Annotated in this window: 11 protein-coding genes; 9 read left to right on the plus strand and 2 right to left on the minus strand. The window is 44.7% G+C overall.

Annotated features, from left to right (window positions below; genetic code table 11):
- The first annotated feature begins 32 nt into the window (after positions 1 to 32).
- From V1L52_RS04405 to V1L52_RS04415, 3 genes are all read left to right on the plus strand, one after another.
- Positions 33 to 1,019: a TRAP transporter substrate-binding protein gene (locus V1L52_RS04405; protein ID WP_428771088.1), complete on the plus strand. Its 987-nt coding sequence runs from the start codon at positions 33 to 35 to the stop codon at positions 1,017 to 1,019.
- A 90-nt stretch (positions 1,020 to 1,109) separates the two neighbouring features.
- On the plus strand, positions 1,110 to 1,607 hold the full coding sequence (locus V1L52_RS04410; protein ID WP_428771089.1) for a TRAP transporter small permease: 498 nt from the start codon (positions 1,110 to 1,112) through the stop codon (positions 1,605 to 1,607).
- Complete coding sequence (locus V1L52_RS04415) at positions 1,608 to 2,936, plus strand: TRAP transporter large permease (protein ID WP_428771090.1); 1,329 nt, start codon at positions 1,608 to 1,610, stop codon at positions 2,934 to 2,936.
- A gap of 126 nt (positions 2,937 to 3,062) precedes the next feature.
- Here the strand turns inward: V1L52_RS04415 and V1L52_RS04420 are convergent, their stop codons facing one another.
- A complete protein-coding gene (locus tag V1L52_RS04420; protein WP_428771091.1) occupies positions 3,063 to 5,003 on the minus strand; it encodes a ribonuclease catalytic domain-containing protein in 1,941 nt (646 codons plus the stop codon).
- Between the two features lie 214 nt (positions 5,004 to 5,217).
- Between V1L52_RS04420 and V1L52_RS04425 the strand changes: the two genes are divergently transcribed.
- From V1L52_RS04425 to V1L52_RS04445, 5 genes are all read left to right on the plus strand, one after another.
- A complete protein-coding gene (locus V1L52_RS04425) occupies positions 5,218 to 8,328 on the plus strand; it encodes an EAL domain-containing protein (protein ID WP_428771092.1) in 3,111 nt (1,036 codons plus the stop codon).
- A gap of 129 nt (positions 8,329 to 8,457) precedes the next feature.
- On the plus strand, positions 8,458 to 9,792 hold the full coding sequence (locus V1L52_RS04430; protein WP_428771093.1) for an aspartate kinase: 1,335 nt from the start codon (positions 8,458 to 8,460) through the stop codon (positions 9,790 to 9,792).
- A 10-nt stretch (positions 9,793 to 9,802) separates the two neighbouring features.
- Positions 9,803 to 10,582: a 4-hydroxy-tetrahydrodipicolinate reductase gene (dapB, locus tag V1L52_RS04435; RefSeq protein WP_428771094.1), complete on the plus strand. Its 780-nt coding sequence runs from the start codon at positions 9,803 to 9,805 to the stop codon at positions 10,580 to 10,582.
- Positions 10,583 to 10,599: 17 nt separating this feature from the next.
- Positions 10,600 to 11,601 (plus strand): tRNA (adenosine(37)-N6)-dimethylallyltransferase MiaA, encoded by a 1,002-nt coding sequence (miaA, locus tag V1L52_RS04440; RefSeq protein ID WP_428771095.1) that lies wholly within the window; start codon positions 10,600 to 10,602, stop codon positions 11,599 to 11,601.
- Entirely contained in the window at positions 11,598 to 12,785 is a 1,188-nt protein-coding gene (locus tag V1L52_RS04445) for a glycosyltransferase family A protein (protein WP_428771096.1), read from the plus strand. Before miaA ends, V1L52_RS04445 begins: the two co-directional genes overlap by 4 nt.
- Here the strand turns inward: V1L52_RS04445 and V1L52_RS04450 are convergent.
- Positions 12,775 to 12,993, minus strand: a complete 219-nt coding sequence (locus V1L52_RS04450) for a hypothetical protein (protein ID WP_428771097.1) — start codon at positions 12,991 to 12,993, stop codon at positions 12,775 to 12,777. The two genes, V1L52_RS04445 and V1L52_RS04450, sit on opposite strands and share 11 nt — an antisense overlap.
- A 98-nt stretch (positions 12,994 to 13,091) precedes the next feature.
- Between V1L52_RS04450 and V1L52_RS04455 the strand changes: the two genes are divergently transcribed.
- A complete protein-coding gene (locus tag V1L52_RS04455; protein WP_428771098.1) occupies positions 13,092 to 13,853 on the plus strand; it encodes a TatD family hydrolase in 762 nt (253 codons plus the stop codon).
- Positions 13,854 to 13,859 lie beyond the last annotated feature (6 nt).

A 13,859-nucleotide genomic window follows, 5' to 3' on the forward strand; every position in this document is an offset into this window, starting at 1 on the left:
GGGTATAGCATATTTTAAGGAGAATTATTCTAATGAAAAATAAAAAGATTTTAACTGTCGTGCTCTTGTTCGTTTCGGTATGCGGACTTCTTTTTGCCGCGCCCAAAAAGGGACGGGTGATTAAGGTCGGCCATACAGGTACAAAAGAACATTATTACCAAATGTACCTTGAAAAATGGACAAAGGCCGTAACGGAACGTACCGACGGCCGTTATACTTTTGAAATCTATCCGTCGGACTTATACGGAAAGCCCAATCAATTGATTGAAGGCTGCCAATTGGGCACCTCGGATATGGTTTTGGCTACCGGTTCTTTGCTTTCTTCTTACAGTAAAATTGTCGGTGTTCTCGATTTGCCCTTTTTGTTTGCCAACGAACAGGAAGCAAGTTATGTTCTTAACGGCCCGATCGGCGATGAATTGGCCGAAAGTCTTGCCGCAAAAAACCTTGTTGTGTTGGGCTGGTGGGAAAACGGAATGCGCCACTTGTTTCCGCCCCGTCCCGTTAACAAGCCTTCCGACTTAAAAGGTTTAAAATTGCGTGTCGTTAACTCAAAGCCCATGATTGAAACAATCAACGCCATGGGTGCAATTGCCGTTCCTATGGCATTTAACGATGTGTATTCGGCTTGGCAGATGAAAACGATTGACGGCTGTGAAGGCACCATCACCCATATGCTCACTCAAAAATATTACGAGTTGACTAAAACGGGGGCTTTGTTATGGTATATGCATGTTCCCAATCCTCTGATTATTTCAAAAAAATTGTGGAACAGAATTTCCGATGCGGACAAAAAGATTTTTATTGAAGAAGCTAAAAAGATAAGCGTCTTTTCTTTCGACTTTCAGGCAAAGGCCGATGAAGGCGATATTAAAAAGTGTGAATCGTACGGCGTTGTGTTTACCCGCCCCGATCGTCAGCCCTTTATCGACTTGTGCAAGCCCGTATACGAAAAATTCCGCCCCGACTACGGCGACATGATTGATCGTATTATTGCCGAAGCCGCAAAGGCTAAGTAAAAAACATAAAACGTCTTTCGTAAAAGAGGGTGTCTCAAAACTGTGTTTTGGGCACCTTCATTTATTTTAGCTCTCAGTCGGAGGCTGTCTATGCTCAAAATACTCAAAGTTATCAATAATCTTATTACGAAAATTGCTCAAACGGCGCTTGTTTTTTTTCTTTCGGGTATGGTGCTTTTGATTTTTGTACAGGTTATTTACCGTTATATCATAAAAGAACCGCTTTCATGGTCTGAAGAATTGGCAACCTATTTTTTCTCGGGTATTATTTTTTTCGGTGCCGTTTTTTTGTATCGGGAGGAAAAACATATCAATATGTCTATGGCTCTTGATGCAATTAAAAGTGCCAAAGTTAAAAAGGTTATTAAAATAATTGCCGATATATTCATTATCCTTTTTTTGTGTGCAATGACCTTTTATACGTATCCGCTTGCACGCGATATTCTTGCACTCGGCGGTGTTTCGCCTTCTATGGAATGGCTGAAGTTGGGATGGGTTTTTATGATTGTTCCTGCAGGAAGCGTGCTTTCGCTTTTAATGATGCTTGAAGTACTTTTAAAAACGTTTGTAGAAAAGGAGGGGGAATAAATGGGATTGTACCTCGCTTTATTTTTTATGGCTTTTTTATTGATGGGGGTTCCCATTGCCGTTGCACTCGGTCTTTCCTGTATTTTTGCTTCTCTGACAAGCCCCCTTGCAGCTTTTTTTACCGGTACTATATCGGCTATGGATTTGTACTGGGACAGCTCGGATATTATCAGTGAATTAATGCAAAAAACATTCAATTCATCAAACGGTTCGGCTCTTATGGCGATCCCGTTTTTTATCCTTGCCGGAAATATTATGGCTTCGGGCGGCGTATCCAAGCGTCTGGTCGGTTTGGCCGAAGCCTTTCTGGGGCATATTACCGGAGGTCTTGCTTTAGTTGCAACCGTTGCCTCAACCTTTTTCGGTGCGGTTTCCGGTTCGGCGCCCGCGACCACTGCCGCAATCGGCGGTGTTATGATTAAACAGATGGAAGAAAGCGGTTACGATCCGGCCTTTGCGGGAGCCGTTGTAGCGGCTTCCGGAACAATAGGTCTTATTATTCCGCCGAGTTTAACGATGGTTTTATACGGTGTCAGTACGGGTGTGTCTATCGGTGATTTGTTTTTAGCGGGCATCATTCCCGGTATTATTATTTGTCTTGCCCTGATTATTCCCGAATATTTTATTTCCAAAAAGCGCGGTTATAAGAGTATCCGTAAAGGAACCGCTGCCGAGCGCTGGAGCGCATTTAAAAATGCCTTCTTTGCTTTAATGATGCCCATTATTATTCTCGGCGGTATCTATTGCGGTATTTTTACACCGACCGAATCGGCCGCCGTTGCGGTTATTTACGGTATCATTATCGGTATATTTGTTCACAAAGAACTGCACTGGAAGGATATTTTTAAATTAGTGCTCAAATCGGCCCGTTCCACCGCCGTTATCATGTATTTAATGATTACCGCCGATATTTTAAGCTATATTCTGGTCAGTCACCAAATTCCTCAAAATCTTGCAGCTTCGATTTTAACCGTTTCGAATAATCAGATTATAGTCCAGATGATTATGATTGTCATTTTGCTTGTAGTGGGAACTTTCCTGAATAACTCCGCAGCGATGGTGTTGTTGGCTCCAATCTTTTATCCCATTTTGGTAGGCTTGAATATTAATCCGCTGTTTTTCGGTATTATTATGGTTGTTGCATTGGCTATCGGTCATAACACACCTCCTGTCGGATTATGCTTATTTGTTGCCTGCGACATCGGGGGTGTTAAGTTGGAACGTCTGGTTAAAGAGGTTGCCCCGCTTGTTTTGGTTATGGTTATTGCGGTTTTTGTAATGAACTTATTCCCGCAGCTTATCTTATTTTTACCGAATCTATTGCGCTGAATTTTCAGGCAGCCCCCACGCCCTTTTAAGAGTCGTTTTATAGTATTTTTATACGATTTTACACGATTTCTTAAAAGGGTTTTTTATTTTTAGGACAATTTGTACAGTGCATATTGATTAAGCCGCTTACGCTTCTTTAACCGATACATAGGTTTCCGTCAATTCGGGAATGTTGATATGTGCGGCCTTTACCGTCAGGGTATCGTTTAAGCCTTTACCGGCCGGCAGGGGGATAAGGGCTTCGCGTGCCAAAGAGGGAATGAGGATAACCGCCTGATTGCCCTTTATTTCGGCGATGACGGCTTCTCCCTGCCAATCGGGATTTTGCAAAAGGTATACCAGTGTCCAATGCAGATTGCTTTTACGCTCGGCTTTTACGGCGGCTCCCGCTGCGGCATCTCCTGCGCTTATGCGTTCGAGCATGGTATCCTTATCCAAAAGGGGGCGGCCGTCCAAAAAAGCGTGCAGCTGCTGATGGGCGATAAGGTCGCTGTAACGGCGAAGGGGGCTTGTAACCTGACTGTACATACCGAGTCCCAAACCGGCATGCGGTGCCGGGCTTATGCTTACCGATCGGCTTTTCATACAGCGGCGCAGACGGTATTGGCCTGCAAGCCCTTCGGGGATATCGCGCGGAATTTCGGGCTTGTCCTGACAGACGTAGGGAAAAGGAATGCGGTTTTTAAAAGCAAAGCGGGCGGCAGCTTCTCCCGCCAAAAGCATAAACTCGCGTACAAGGGAAGCCGATTCACAGTGTACGGCCGCTTTTATTTCCACGCGGGGAGCTTTAGGAGTTTCCGCCGGGGAGTTTTCGGAAACTGCGCTATCCGGTTCGGTATTGAGCGAAATATGGACTTCGGGTAAATCGATAAAAACCGCCCCGGCTTGTTTTCTCCGTTCGATGTTTTTTTGTGCGATTGCAAAAAGCGGCGCCAATTCGGGAGATGATTTTTGTGCGTCGGCCGCTTCGTAGGTAAGCCGCTCGACTTTAACCCGTGTTTTTAAAACATCGGCTTGTTCAACCGCGCCGGTATCGTTAAGTTTTATGCGGAACGAAAGGGCGCGCGAAAAGGAAGCCGAATCTTTTTCTTCTGCTAAACCGAGGGCATAGTCGGCTAAAGATTCTTCCGCAAGCATGCGGGAAGCCCCTTCCGGTGTATAAAGGGTGGCCCCCCGGTTTCGAGCGGCGCGGTCTATAGGCGAATCGCTCATAACGGCTGCGGCCGGGTCGGCAATATGCACCCATACATAGGTACCGTCAAAGGCGATTGCGTCGTCGGGGTCGCAGCTCCAGCTGTTATCTATAGCGTAAGCCTTATGGTCGACGTTTATGCGGCCCGTTTCATCTTCGGGAAAGGGCGGCAGGCGTTCATGCGCCGACTGCATGGAAAGACCGCGCCTCGAGGGGTGGGGGTTGCGGTATATTGTCCAAAGGCCGCAGTCCAAAAGCAGTTTATGGGCCTTTTCTTCGCTTACCGAAAAGCCCGCCTCCTGCATAACCTTTGATTTGTCCGTTTTTCCGAGGGCGAGCGCTTCAACTTCGCCCATAAAAACGCCGTCTTGGGGCAAAAGAAGTTTTTTGCGGCGCAGCCGTTCTATAAATGCCGCGCGTTCTTCTTTTTCGCGCTGTTTTTCGGATTGTTTTTCAATTTCCCGTTGCGCTTCTTCGGCACTGCGCAGGGCAAAGCGCGGCTGTTCGGGCTCTTGAAGGGGAAGGGTACAAAACTTGGGATGTTTTGTGAGAACTTCATATATTAAAAAGGCTTGTTGCGCCGAAAAATCACCGAGCGCCAACTCCGCAAGGGCTGAAAGCGTATAAGAGAGTTCGCCTTCATCCTGTAACAATTCCCATACTTCATCGAATTTCACATTCAATTCGGTGTTTTCGCCCGTATCTGTGCTTTGGAGTTCATTCAGGGAAGAAATCGGTCCCTTATGGAGAAAGCATATGTCTTTTTCGCGCACTTTTTGAGTGCCGCCGGAATACGTAATCGTATATTTTTCGCCGCACTCTTTGATAAGGGCCGCTTGATTTTTATATAAAACGAGGGTTCCGTTTGTAAACATAGGCCGATTTTAATTCATATTCCGTATAAGCACAAGCCGTTCTTTATAAAAAAAACGGCACTTTTTTTCATAAATCCGTCTCTTATGTCTTTTTTTTCTGCAAATCTATGATATAATCACGTTTTCCGGGGCGGATGAAATTTTTCAGCTTCAGACACGGGTTTTTATTCGGTTATCGTCATTATGGGAGTAAGACTGTTGTCAAGGAGAGAATGTGGAACTTAATGATATTTTTTCTCTGACTTTTTATTTTGCCTTTACGATTTATATAGTCATAGGCTTGTATGCTTCTTTTTTACCCCTTAAATACCCCCTGAAATTTCTCTTTGTCATGCTGTGTGTTGTGTTGGCCTTGTGGAGCTTTGCCCTTGCAATAATGAATTCGAATGCGTCTCCGAGGGAAGCCTTTGTATGGCGGCGTTCTTCGATTGTTTGTTTTGCTTTCGCCTATCCCCTTTTTTTATATTATATTCTTACGATATCCGGTTATGCTAACCTGTTAAAAAAGCGTATTCTTTTTGCGGTATTTACTCCCGCCGTCATTCTTTCCCTTATTTTCGCGCTTTTTACTCCGACCGCATCGATTATATTTTCGGTAATTCGTACCCGATACGGCTGTGTTGCCGTTACCGACGGATTTCATTTTCAACTGATTTTAAATTTGTATTATATCGGGTATCTTTCGTTTATTTTGTTTTTTTCTTTTAGGATTTATTTAAAAGCTGTAAGCTCGCAAAACAAGATAAAAAGCCGATTTTTATTTATATCCTTTATCATTGTACTGATAATCAACCTGACCAACGATATTGTGCTTTATTTTACCTGTGATATAAATATCAATTCCATAAGCGTCTTTTCTCTGTTGCTGCCCGTAATTCTGCTCCTATACATTTCATTTAAATATTATGTTACCGGAATTGATCCTTATACGGGTGTAGAAAATAAAATATATTCGGGAAAATACTTTCCGCGCAAACAGATTTTCAGAACCATTGCCTATTTATATATTCAGCTGGGATTGTTAAATATAGGAATGGCCTATATTTTGGTGCAAATAGATGTAAAAGAAGGAGTTTTTGTAGGTATCTATGCGGTTATAACGGGTATAGTCAGTTTGTTGGTTCAAAAAAGCAAATTGAGTAAAAAAAAGGCCGATTTCTTTTGTATTATACTCGTTGTTTTATCCATTCCCGTTATTTTATTTACCTATTACTCGTCGGCGGCTTTGACGGTTTGGGCCTTTCCCCTCGGCTTGCTCCTTGTAAGTATTTTATTTTCAAGTTTGCTTTTTTTGCGTTTGGTGTCCATCGTAACTCTCATTTGCTATGTGCTTATGCTCGCCTTTACATCAAACGTTACGGTTGTACTGGGCAGTGAAGAACACGTTTTTCGTATTATTTTGTTTATTGCGGGCACCTATGTTGCGGCATATATTCAAAAAATGTATAAGATGCGTTTTTCGGAAATACAAAGGCGAACCCAAATTCAGCGCATTATTTTTGAAATATCTCATATATTGCTGAGAAGCAGCTTGTCCAATATTGAAGAATATATAGGTTTTGCGCTGAGAATCATAGGAACCTTTTTTGATGTGGATAAGGTGTTTTTATACCGTTTTGTGTCCGGAGAACGACAGCCTGTCCGGCTCGGTTTTTGGATGAATCAGGAGCTTTTATCCGAAGCGGTATACAATGAAAAGCATACTGCCGATTATCCCGCTTTTTGTTTATCTCAGCTGCGGGCTAAAAAGAAGATAATTTTTTCGGATGTATCTTCTCAGGTTTTTTTAAGCAAAAAGGAAAAGGATTTTTTTACCCGCCGCAATATACAGTCTTCGTTTGCCGTTCCCCTGCTTGATAATGAAAATGCAGTCGGCTTTTTGGGTGTGCATATGATTAAGCGGCACAGAATCTGGAAAGAAGACGATAACCAAATATTCAGAATCTTTGCAAACCTGTTTGCAACGGCGGTTTTGAAAGTCGAAAATGAAAAGCACATAGAATACATGGCATATCACGATGCGTTGACGGGGCTTCCGAACCGTATATACTTTAATCATCTGGTAAGCTCGGAAATCAAAAACCGCAAAGAGTATCCCTTTACTATTTTATTCATAGATTTGGACTCCTTTAAAAATATCAACGACTCAAAGGGACATGAGTACGGAGATAAGGTACTTTTACAAACCAGTCAGCGTCTAAAAAAAGATTTACCCATTGCTTCCATTGTTTCGCGTTTCGGAGGCGATGAGTTTTTAATCTTTTTACCGGGTATCAGTTCGGCCGAAAAGATTGAAGCAATAGTAACGAAGATGATGAAAACCTTAACCGCTCCGATGAAGATAAGGGAAGAGCCTCTTTTTGTAACGTTCAGCTGCGGAATTGCGATTTTCCCGAAAGACGGAAAAACGGTAAATACCCTCATAAAACACGCCGACAGCGCCATGTATGCTTCAAAGATGCGGGGAAAAAACTGTTACACATTCTGTTCATCGGATCTGAAAAAGAAAATCGCTACAAAGAGTTCTTTGCACCAGCAATTATTTACGGCCGTCGAAAAAGACGAATTGGTTTTATATTACCAGCCTCAAGTTGATGTTGTCAGCGGAAAAATATTCGGCGTTGAAGCTTTACTGCATTGGGCGAATGAGAATTTCGGTATTGTGTCTCCCAGTGTGTTTATTCCGCTCAGCGAGCAAAACGGTATTATCATATCCATCGGCAACTGGGTGCTGCGTAAAGCTTGCGAGCAATTGCATAAGTGGAATCAAATGGGAATTAAGGATTTATCGATGGCTATCAATGTATCGGGCCGTCAATTTATTGCAGACGGGTTGGTTCCGTATATAGAATCCTTAATTCATGAGTTTGATTTGGATCCCGGTTGTATCGATTTGGAAATTACCGAGAACGTATATATTTCACATGACAGCACTACCGGTAAAATTATGTCCGATTTGAAAAAATTGGGCGTAAAGATTTCCATTGACGATTTTGCCACCGAATATTCATCGGTAAAGCGTTTAAAACTTGCTCCGATAGATAAAATTAAAATAAGCGACGAATTTATAAGCGGTATCGGAGAGGATGAAAAAGATGAGGCTATTGTTAAAAGTATTATTTCCCTTGCAAAAAATTTAAAAGTCAAGGTTGTTGCCGAAGGTGTTGAAAAAGAAAGTCAGCTTGATTTTTTAACGGAAAATCATTGTACTCTTATTCAAGGTTTTTATTTCAGCAAACCCCTTCCTCCCGAGAGCCTTGACGATATGTTAAAATCGGCGTTACCCCCCCCCCCCCCCCCCCCCCCCCCGACACCGCACAGATAGGTGACAAGCGAAAAAATAAAAAAACAAAGGGCAGGGGACCGGTGAGGGGTAAAAAAATTCGATTGATTTGAACCGCGTTCAACAGAGCTTCCCTTGATTAAGACTTCCGCTTTTGTTAAAATCGTGTTTATGATTGTAATGAAATTCGGCGGTTCGTCCGTGGCAAATGCGGAGCGCATTCGTCATGTCGCTTCGATTATAGGTGCTTATCAGGATAAGCGGCCCGTTGTCGTTTTGTCCGCTATGGGGGACACAACCGACCATCTATTGGAAGCGGCGGATGAGGCCGTAGCCGGCAATGCCGATATAAGCCGTATAGAAAAGCTGCACAGGGATACGGCAGACAGCCTCGGTTTAAGCGGAACCGATTTGCAGGCCGTCGATGCTCTTTTAAGCGAGCTTTATGCCCTTTTAACCGGTATTTCGATGATACGCGAGTTAACCAAAAGAACGCGCGATTATTTGGTATCTTTCGGGGAGCGTTTAAGCGTTCGTATAGTCGCGGCTTTTTTGCAAAGTCAAGGTATTCCCGCGCGTTTTTATGATGCCTGGGACGCAGGCTTGATTTCCGATTCCGTTTTTATGAATGCGGAACTTTCCGATGATGTATGGGAAACGATACCCGAAGCGCTGGGCTCTTATCGGGACGGCATACAAAAAGAGATTCCCGTGGTGACCGGCTTTATTGCCAAAGACATGAACGGAAATATTACAACCCTCGGCCGCGGCGGAAGCGATTTAACCGCTACAATGATAGGCGCCGCATTGCAAGCCGAAGAGATTCAAACATGGAAGGATGTGGACGGTATATTAAGCGCGGATCCCCGTATCGTTGCACGGGCAAAAACCGTTCCTCTTGTTACCTATGAAGAAGCGGCGGAACTTGCATATTTCGGTGCTCAGATTTTACATCCCCGTTCAATGGTTCCCTGCCGTAAAGCGGGGATACCCGTCCGCGTAAAAAATTCATATAATCCCGCATTCGAGGGTTCTCTTATCATTGAAAAGCATACTGCCGAACCTTCACCCGTGCGGGCAATAACCGCGGTAAAAAACAGTACCCTCATCGATATTGTTTCAACCCGTATGCTCGGCGCTTCAGGCTTTTTAGCCCGTATTTTTGACTTATTTCTTAAACACGATATCAGTATAGATGTGATAGCAACCAGTGAAGTATCGGTATCTCTTACGGTACATACGAATGCCGATTTATCCGGTTTGGTTGAAGATTTGAAAGATATTGCCGATATCCGGGTTAAAACCGGCCGCTCCATTATAACGTTGATTTGTGATGCCGCCCATTCAAGTTCAATCCTTGCGTCGGCTTTTTCCGCCTTGGCCGAAAACGGTATAAATCCTGAAATGATAAGTCAGGGCGCTTCAAAGGTAAACGTCGGTTTAGTGTGTGAAAATACGCTTGCCGACAAAACGGTGCGTACGCTTCATGCGGCTTTTTTTGAATAGGGGAGAAAATATGAAAATAGCTTTATCCGGTTACGGAAAAATGGGTCGCATGGTTGAACATGCGGCACAGGATGCAGGCCATCAAATCGTTCTTAAAGCGGATCCTGCTGCGCCGGGAGCCGTTACAATCGGTTCTGCAGCAGCCTTGGCCGAAGCGGTAAAAAAAAGCGGGGCCGACGGCGTAATCGATTTTACCCATCCGGATGCCGTTTTAAATAATATATACGCTTTAGCTCCGTTGGGGTTGCCGCTTGTTGTCGGTACGACAGGCTGGTACGACGGAATTCCCGATGTACAAAAGGCGGTACGGGAAGGCCGTTCGTCCCTTTTTTATTCGCCGAATTATTCTATCGGGGTAAATCTTTTTTACCGCATAGCCGAATACGCTTCCCGTTTGGTTTGCGCATACGATGAATACGATACGGCGCTTGCGGAAACCCATCACCGCCGTAAGGCGGACAGCCCTTCGGGAACCGCCTTGGAATTGGCAAAGGCTGTGATGAGGGGAAATCCGCATAAAAAAGAAGTTATTTTTGAAACTCGAGGCATCCCCGTAAAAGACGAGCAACTGTTCGTTTCCTCCCTGCGCCTCGGTTCGGTTCCCGGCATACACAGTCTCTTTTTCGACTCTCCTGCCGACACGATTGAATTAACTCATACGGCACGAAGCCGCGAAGGTTTTGCGCGGGGAGCCGTACGCGCCTTTGAATGGCTGGTTTCCGGTCTTGCAGGCGGAAGCTTGAAAAGGGGTGAGCTTTATACGATGGATGATCTGCTTGGTCTGTCTTAAACGCGGATTGCGCCGCTATGAATAAATCGATATTGAGCGATTCCGATATAAACTGTCTTGTAATTTTGGGACCGACCGCTGTCGGTAAAACGGGCCTTGCGGTACGCTTGGCCGAGCATTTTACAGGCGAGATTTTATCGGCGGATTCGCGCCAAGTATACCGCGGCTTGGATATAGGTTCCGGTAAAGATTTGAATGAATACACCGTTCCCTATCATCTCATAGATATAACGGATTTGTCGGTTGAATATTCGGTTTTCGAGTATCAGCGGGATTTTTATAATGCCTTTAGAGAAGTTCTGCAAAAAGGAACCTTGCCTGTTATTGCAGGCGGTACGGGATTGTATTTGGATGCGGTGATAAGAAGCTACGACATGAAGCGTGTGCCCGAAAATACGGCTTTACGCGAAAAGCTTTCGGCCTTGACTATGGAGGAGCTTATTTTAATCCTCTCCGATTTAAAAAAACAGGCCGGCGTTCAAGTACATAATACAACCGATACTGAAAGCCGTACACGCTTGATTCGCGCGATAGAAATCGAAACTTATAATGCCGCCGCCCCCTTGGAGAAAAGCGAAAAAAAAGCCGGGCCTTTGCGTCCCGAAATAAAACCCTTTATTATCGGCACGACTTTTCCGCGCGATATGCTGCGGGATGCTATCCGCAAACGTTTAAAAATACGGCTTGACACCGGCATGATAGAAGAGGTTGAAAAACTGCATCGCTGTGCGCCGGGACTAAGCAAAGGCGCTTCATGGGAGCGTTTGGAACGCTTGGGCTTGGAATATCGCTTTATAGCCGAATATCTTCAGGGGCGTATAAAAGCACGCGAGGAATTGGAAACAAGGCTGGGTATCGCCATCGGACAGTTTGCAAAGCGGCAGGAAACATGGTTTCGCGGCATGCAAAAAAAAGGTGTCGATATTCATTGGCTTGATCACAACGGAAGCCGTGAGGACTGTTCAGTCGAACGCCGCTTTGAAAAAACGCTTGCCTTGCTGAATACTCTGCGCGCATGAAAGACGTTATCGCTCTTTATAATCAAAAGCGTTCGGTGTTTTCAAACCCGGAGCCTCCCTGCCGTATTTTAAAGGATTCCTCCTTTGTACACAGACCCGTCTATGCGGTTATACCCGCGTGTGCCGAATATCCGGGCATTTTTTCAACTTTTGAATCCCTTAATGCGCTTGAAACACCTCCGTCCATTGTCTGTGTAGTGAACCACCGCTCGAATGCTCCCGATACAATGAAAGAAAATAACCGCACTCTGGTACGGGAAGCTTTAAAATACGGCGTGTGCGTTCTTGATTGTACCGAAGATAAAAACGAATTTGGAGAAGGCGAGGGTGTCGGAAAGGCGCGCCGCATCGGTATGGATTACGCCCTTTATTGCGGGGCAAAGGTGATTGCCTGTATGGATGCGGACACCCTTGTAAGTCCCTCATACGGAAAAGCCCTTTACGATTTTTTTTTACAAGGCGAAGAGCAACGCGGCAAAGGAAAAAATCCTCTTGCCGGAGCCCTAAGCGGCTTTACCCATCAAGCGGCGGAAAACCGTGAGATTCAGACCGCAATAGAAGCTTACGAGTTTTTTATAAAAGAACACAGCCGCCGGCTTTTTCAAACGGGAACGCCCTTTTATCCCTATGCATTGGGGCCTTCCATTGCAGCTTCCGCATGGGGTTATGCGGCCGCAGGAGGAATGAATAAACGCATATCGGGCGAGGATTTTTATTTTTTGCAGTCACTCATAAAAATCCACATGCAAAGTACCGTTCTGCAAACGGAATCCGGGCAATCCGGACGGCCTTTTATATTTCCGGAACTTGATTGTACCGTCTTTCCGCAAGCCCGTCTTTCCGCGCGTACCCTGTTCGGAACGGGCCAAAAACTTACCGCCCTTACGCAGCAAGCCGAAAAGATTGAATGCGCTTCACTGCTGTATCCGGATGATGTATATACAAAGATAAAACAAACGATTGCCCTTTTTTATGAAACTCAAAAAGCACCGTCATGTTTTTTTGCCGAGATTCGAAAGCGTTTACCGGATGTCTGCGATTTTTTAACAGGTGAAGGTTTTCCGAAGGTATGGGAAAAAACGGCGGAACAAAACCGCGGGAACCTGCAGCGGCTTGAAGCCGCCTTCCATACCTGGTTCGACGGCTTGAAAATCCTGCGGCTTATACATTATCTTATGCGCTGACTGCAGCTTTTTGCGGTATTTCCACGCAGGTTAAATACCCCGTTCTGATACAGCTTTCAAAAAGTATTTTGCTTATAAAATCGGTTACAACTTCTTCAAAACCGTCTTTATCCCGAACTATCCGTACAACGAAGCCGTCATCGAGTTCTTTTTCAATCGTCAAATAATCGTGCAGATTGTGGCTCTTTAATGCATAACACTTAGTCATAATTCCTCCCGGTTTGAATAAGGTATTCGGTTATTATTATTTTCGGTTTTTAGAAAAAATATATTAGTCTTTTTTTATTTTTATGCTATAGTGGAGCTATGGTTTTTGCGGACGCTCATATACATATTACCGACCTGACCTCATGGCAGCCCCTTACACGTACGGATGCAAAAGGGCAAACTCATGACTCTCCCGTGTGTTCATGTGCACATTGCGAAAAGGATTGGAAAATCTTGACGGATACGGCCCGGCTGTTCCCGGGTACCGTGATACGTTCCGCCGGTATTCATCCTCAGGATCCCGATAAAAAACATATGCAATTTGTAAGCGATGCCTTGGAAAACAATCGGGCTGATGCTATAGGAGAGGCGGGTTTTGATCTTTTTACGGCAGCCTACAGCGCACGTTTGGAAGACCAGGAAGAAGTATGGGCGTTTCAATTGGATGCGGCCGCTCACTATAATAAGCCTCTTATTATCCACTGCAGAAAGGCGTTGCATTTGATTTTTCGCGACGCAAAAAAATTATCGAAACTGCGTTCGGTTGTCTTTCATTCGTTTCCGGGTTCTCCGCTTGAAGCGCTTTCTCTTATAAAGCGCGGCATACGGGCCCGTTTTTCTTTCGGTAAACCCTTGTTGAACGGAAATAAACGCGCTCTTTTATGCGCCTCTTCTTTGCCTATTGAACTTTTACTTGCCGAAACCGATGCACCTTGGCAGACACTGAAAGGAGAAACTCAAACCGCCGCTTCGGATATAGAGAAGGTATATAAAAAAATCGCCGAATTGCGCGGCATACCGCTTGAGGCTCTGTGTTCGGCCCTGTATAAAAACTTCAGGGATTCATTTGCGCTTGTCTAAACGGCG

Origin of the sequence: Treponema sp. HNW, assembly GCF_050320395.1 — a bacterium.
Lineage (GTDB): Bacteria > Spirochaetota > Spirochaetia > Treponematales > Treponemataceae > Treponema_C.

Coding starts and splice junctions, on each gene's coding strand:
- V1L52_RS04405 (WP_428771088.1), top strand. CDS start 33: ATGAAAAATAAAAAGATTTTAACTGTCGTGCTCTTGTTCGTTTCGGTA.
- V1L52_RS04410 (WP_428771089.1), top strand. CDS start 1,110: ATGCTCAAAATACTCAAAGTTATCAATAATCTTATTACGAAAATTGCT.
- V1L52_RS04415 (WP_428771090.1), top strand. CDS start 1,608: ATGGGATTGTACCTCGCTTTATTTTTTATGGCTTTTTTATTGATGGGG.
- V1L52_RS04420 (WP_428771091.1), bottom strand. CDS start 5,003: ATGTTTACAAACGGAACCCTCGTTTTATATAAAAATCAAGCGGCCCTT.
- V1L52_RS04430 (WP_428771093.1), top strand. CDS start 8,458: ATGATTGTAATGAAATTCGGCGGTTCGTCCGTGGCAAATGCGGAGCGC.
- dapB (WP_428771094.1), top strand. CDS start 9,803: ATGAAAATAGCTTTATCCGGTTACGGAAAAATGGGTCGCATGGTTGAA.
- miaA (WP_428771095.1), top strand. CDS start 10,600: ATGAATAAATCGATATTGAGCGATTCCGATATAAACTGTCTTGTAATT.
- V1L52_RS04445 (WP_428771096.1), top strand. CDS start 11,598: ATGAAAGACGTTATCGCTCTTTATAATCAAAAGCGTTCGGTGTTTTCA.
- V1L52_RS04450 (WP_428771097.1), bottom strand. CDS start 12,993: ATGACTAAGTGTTATGCATTAAAGAGCCACAATCTGCACGATTATTTG.
- V1L52_RS04455 (WP_428771098.1), top strand. CDS start 13,092: ATGGTTTTTGCGGACGCTCATATACATATTACCGACCTGACCTCATGG.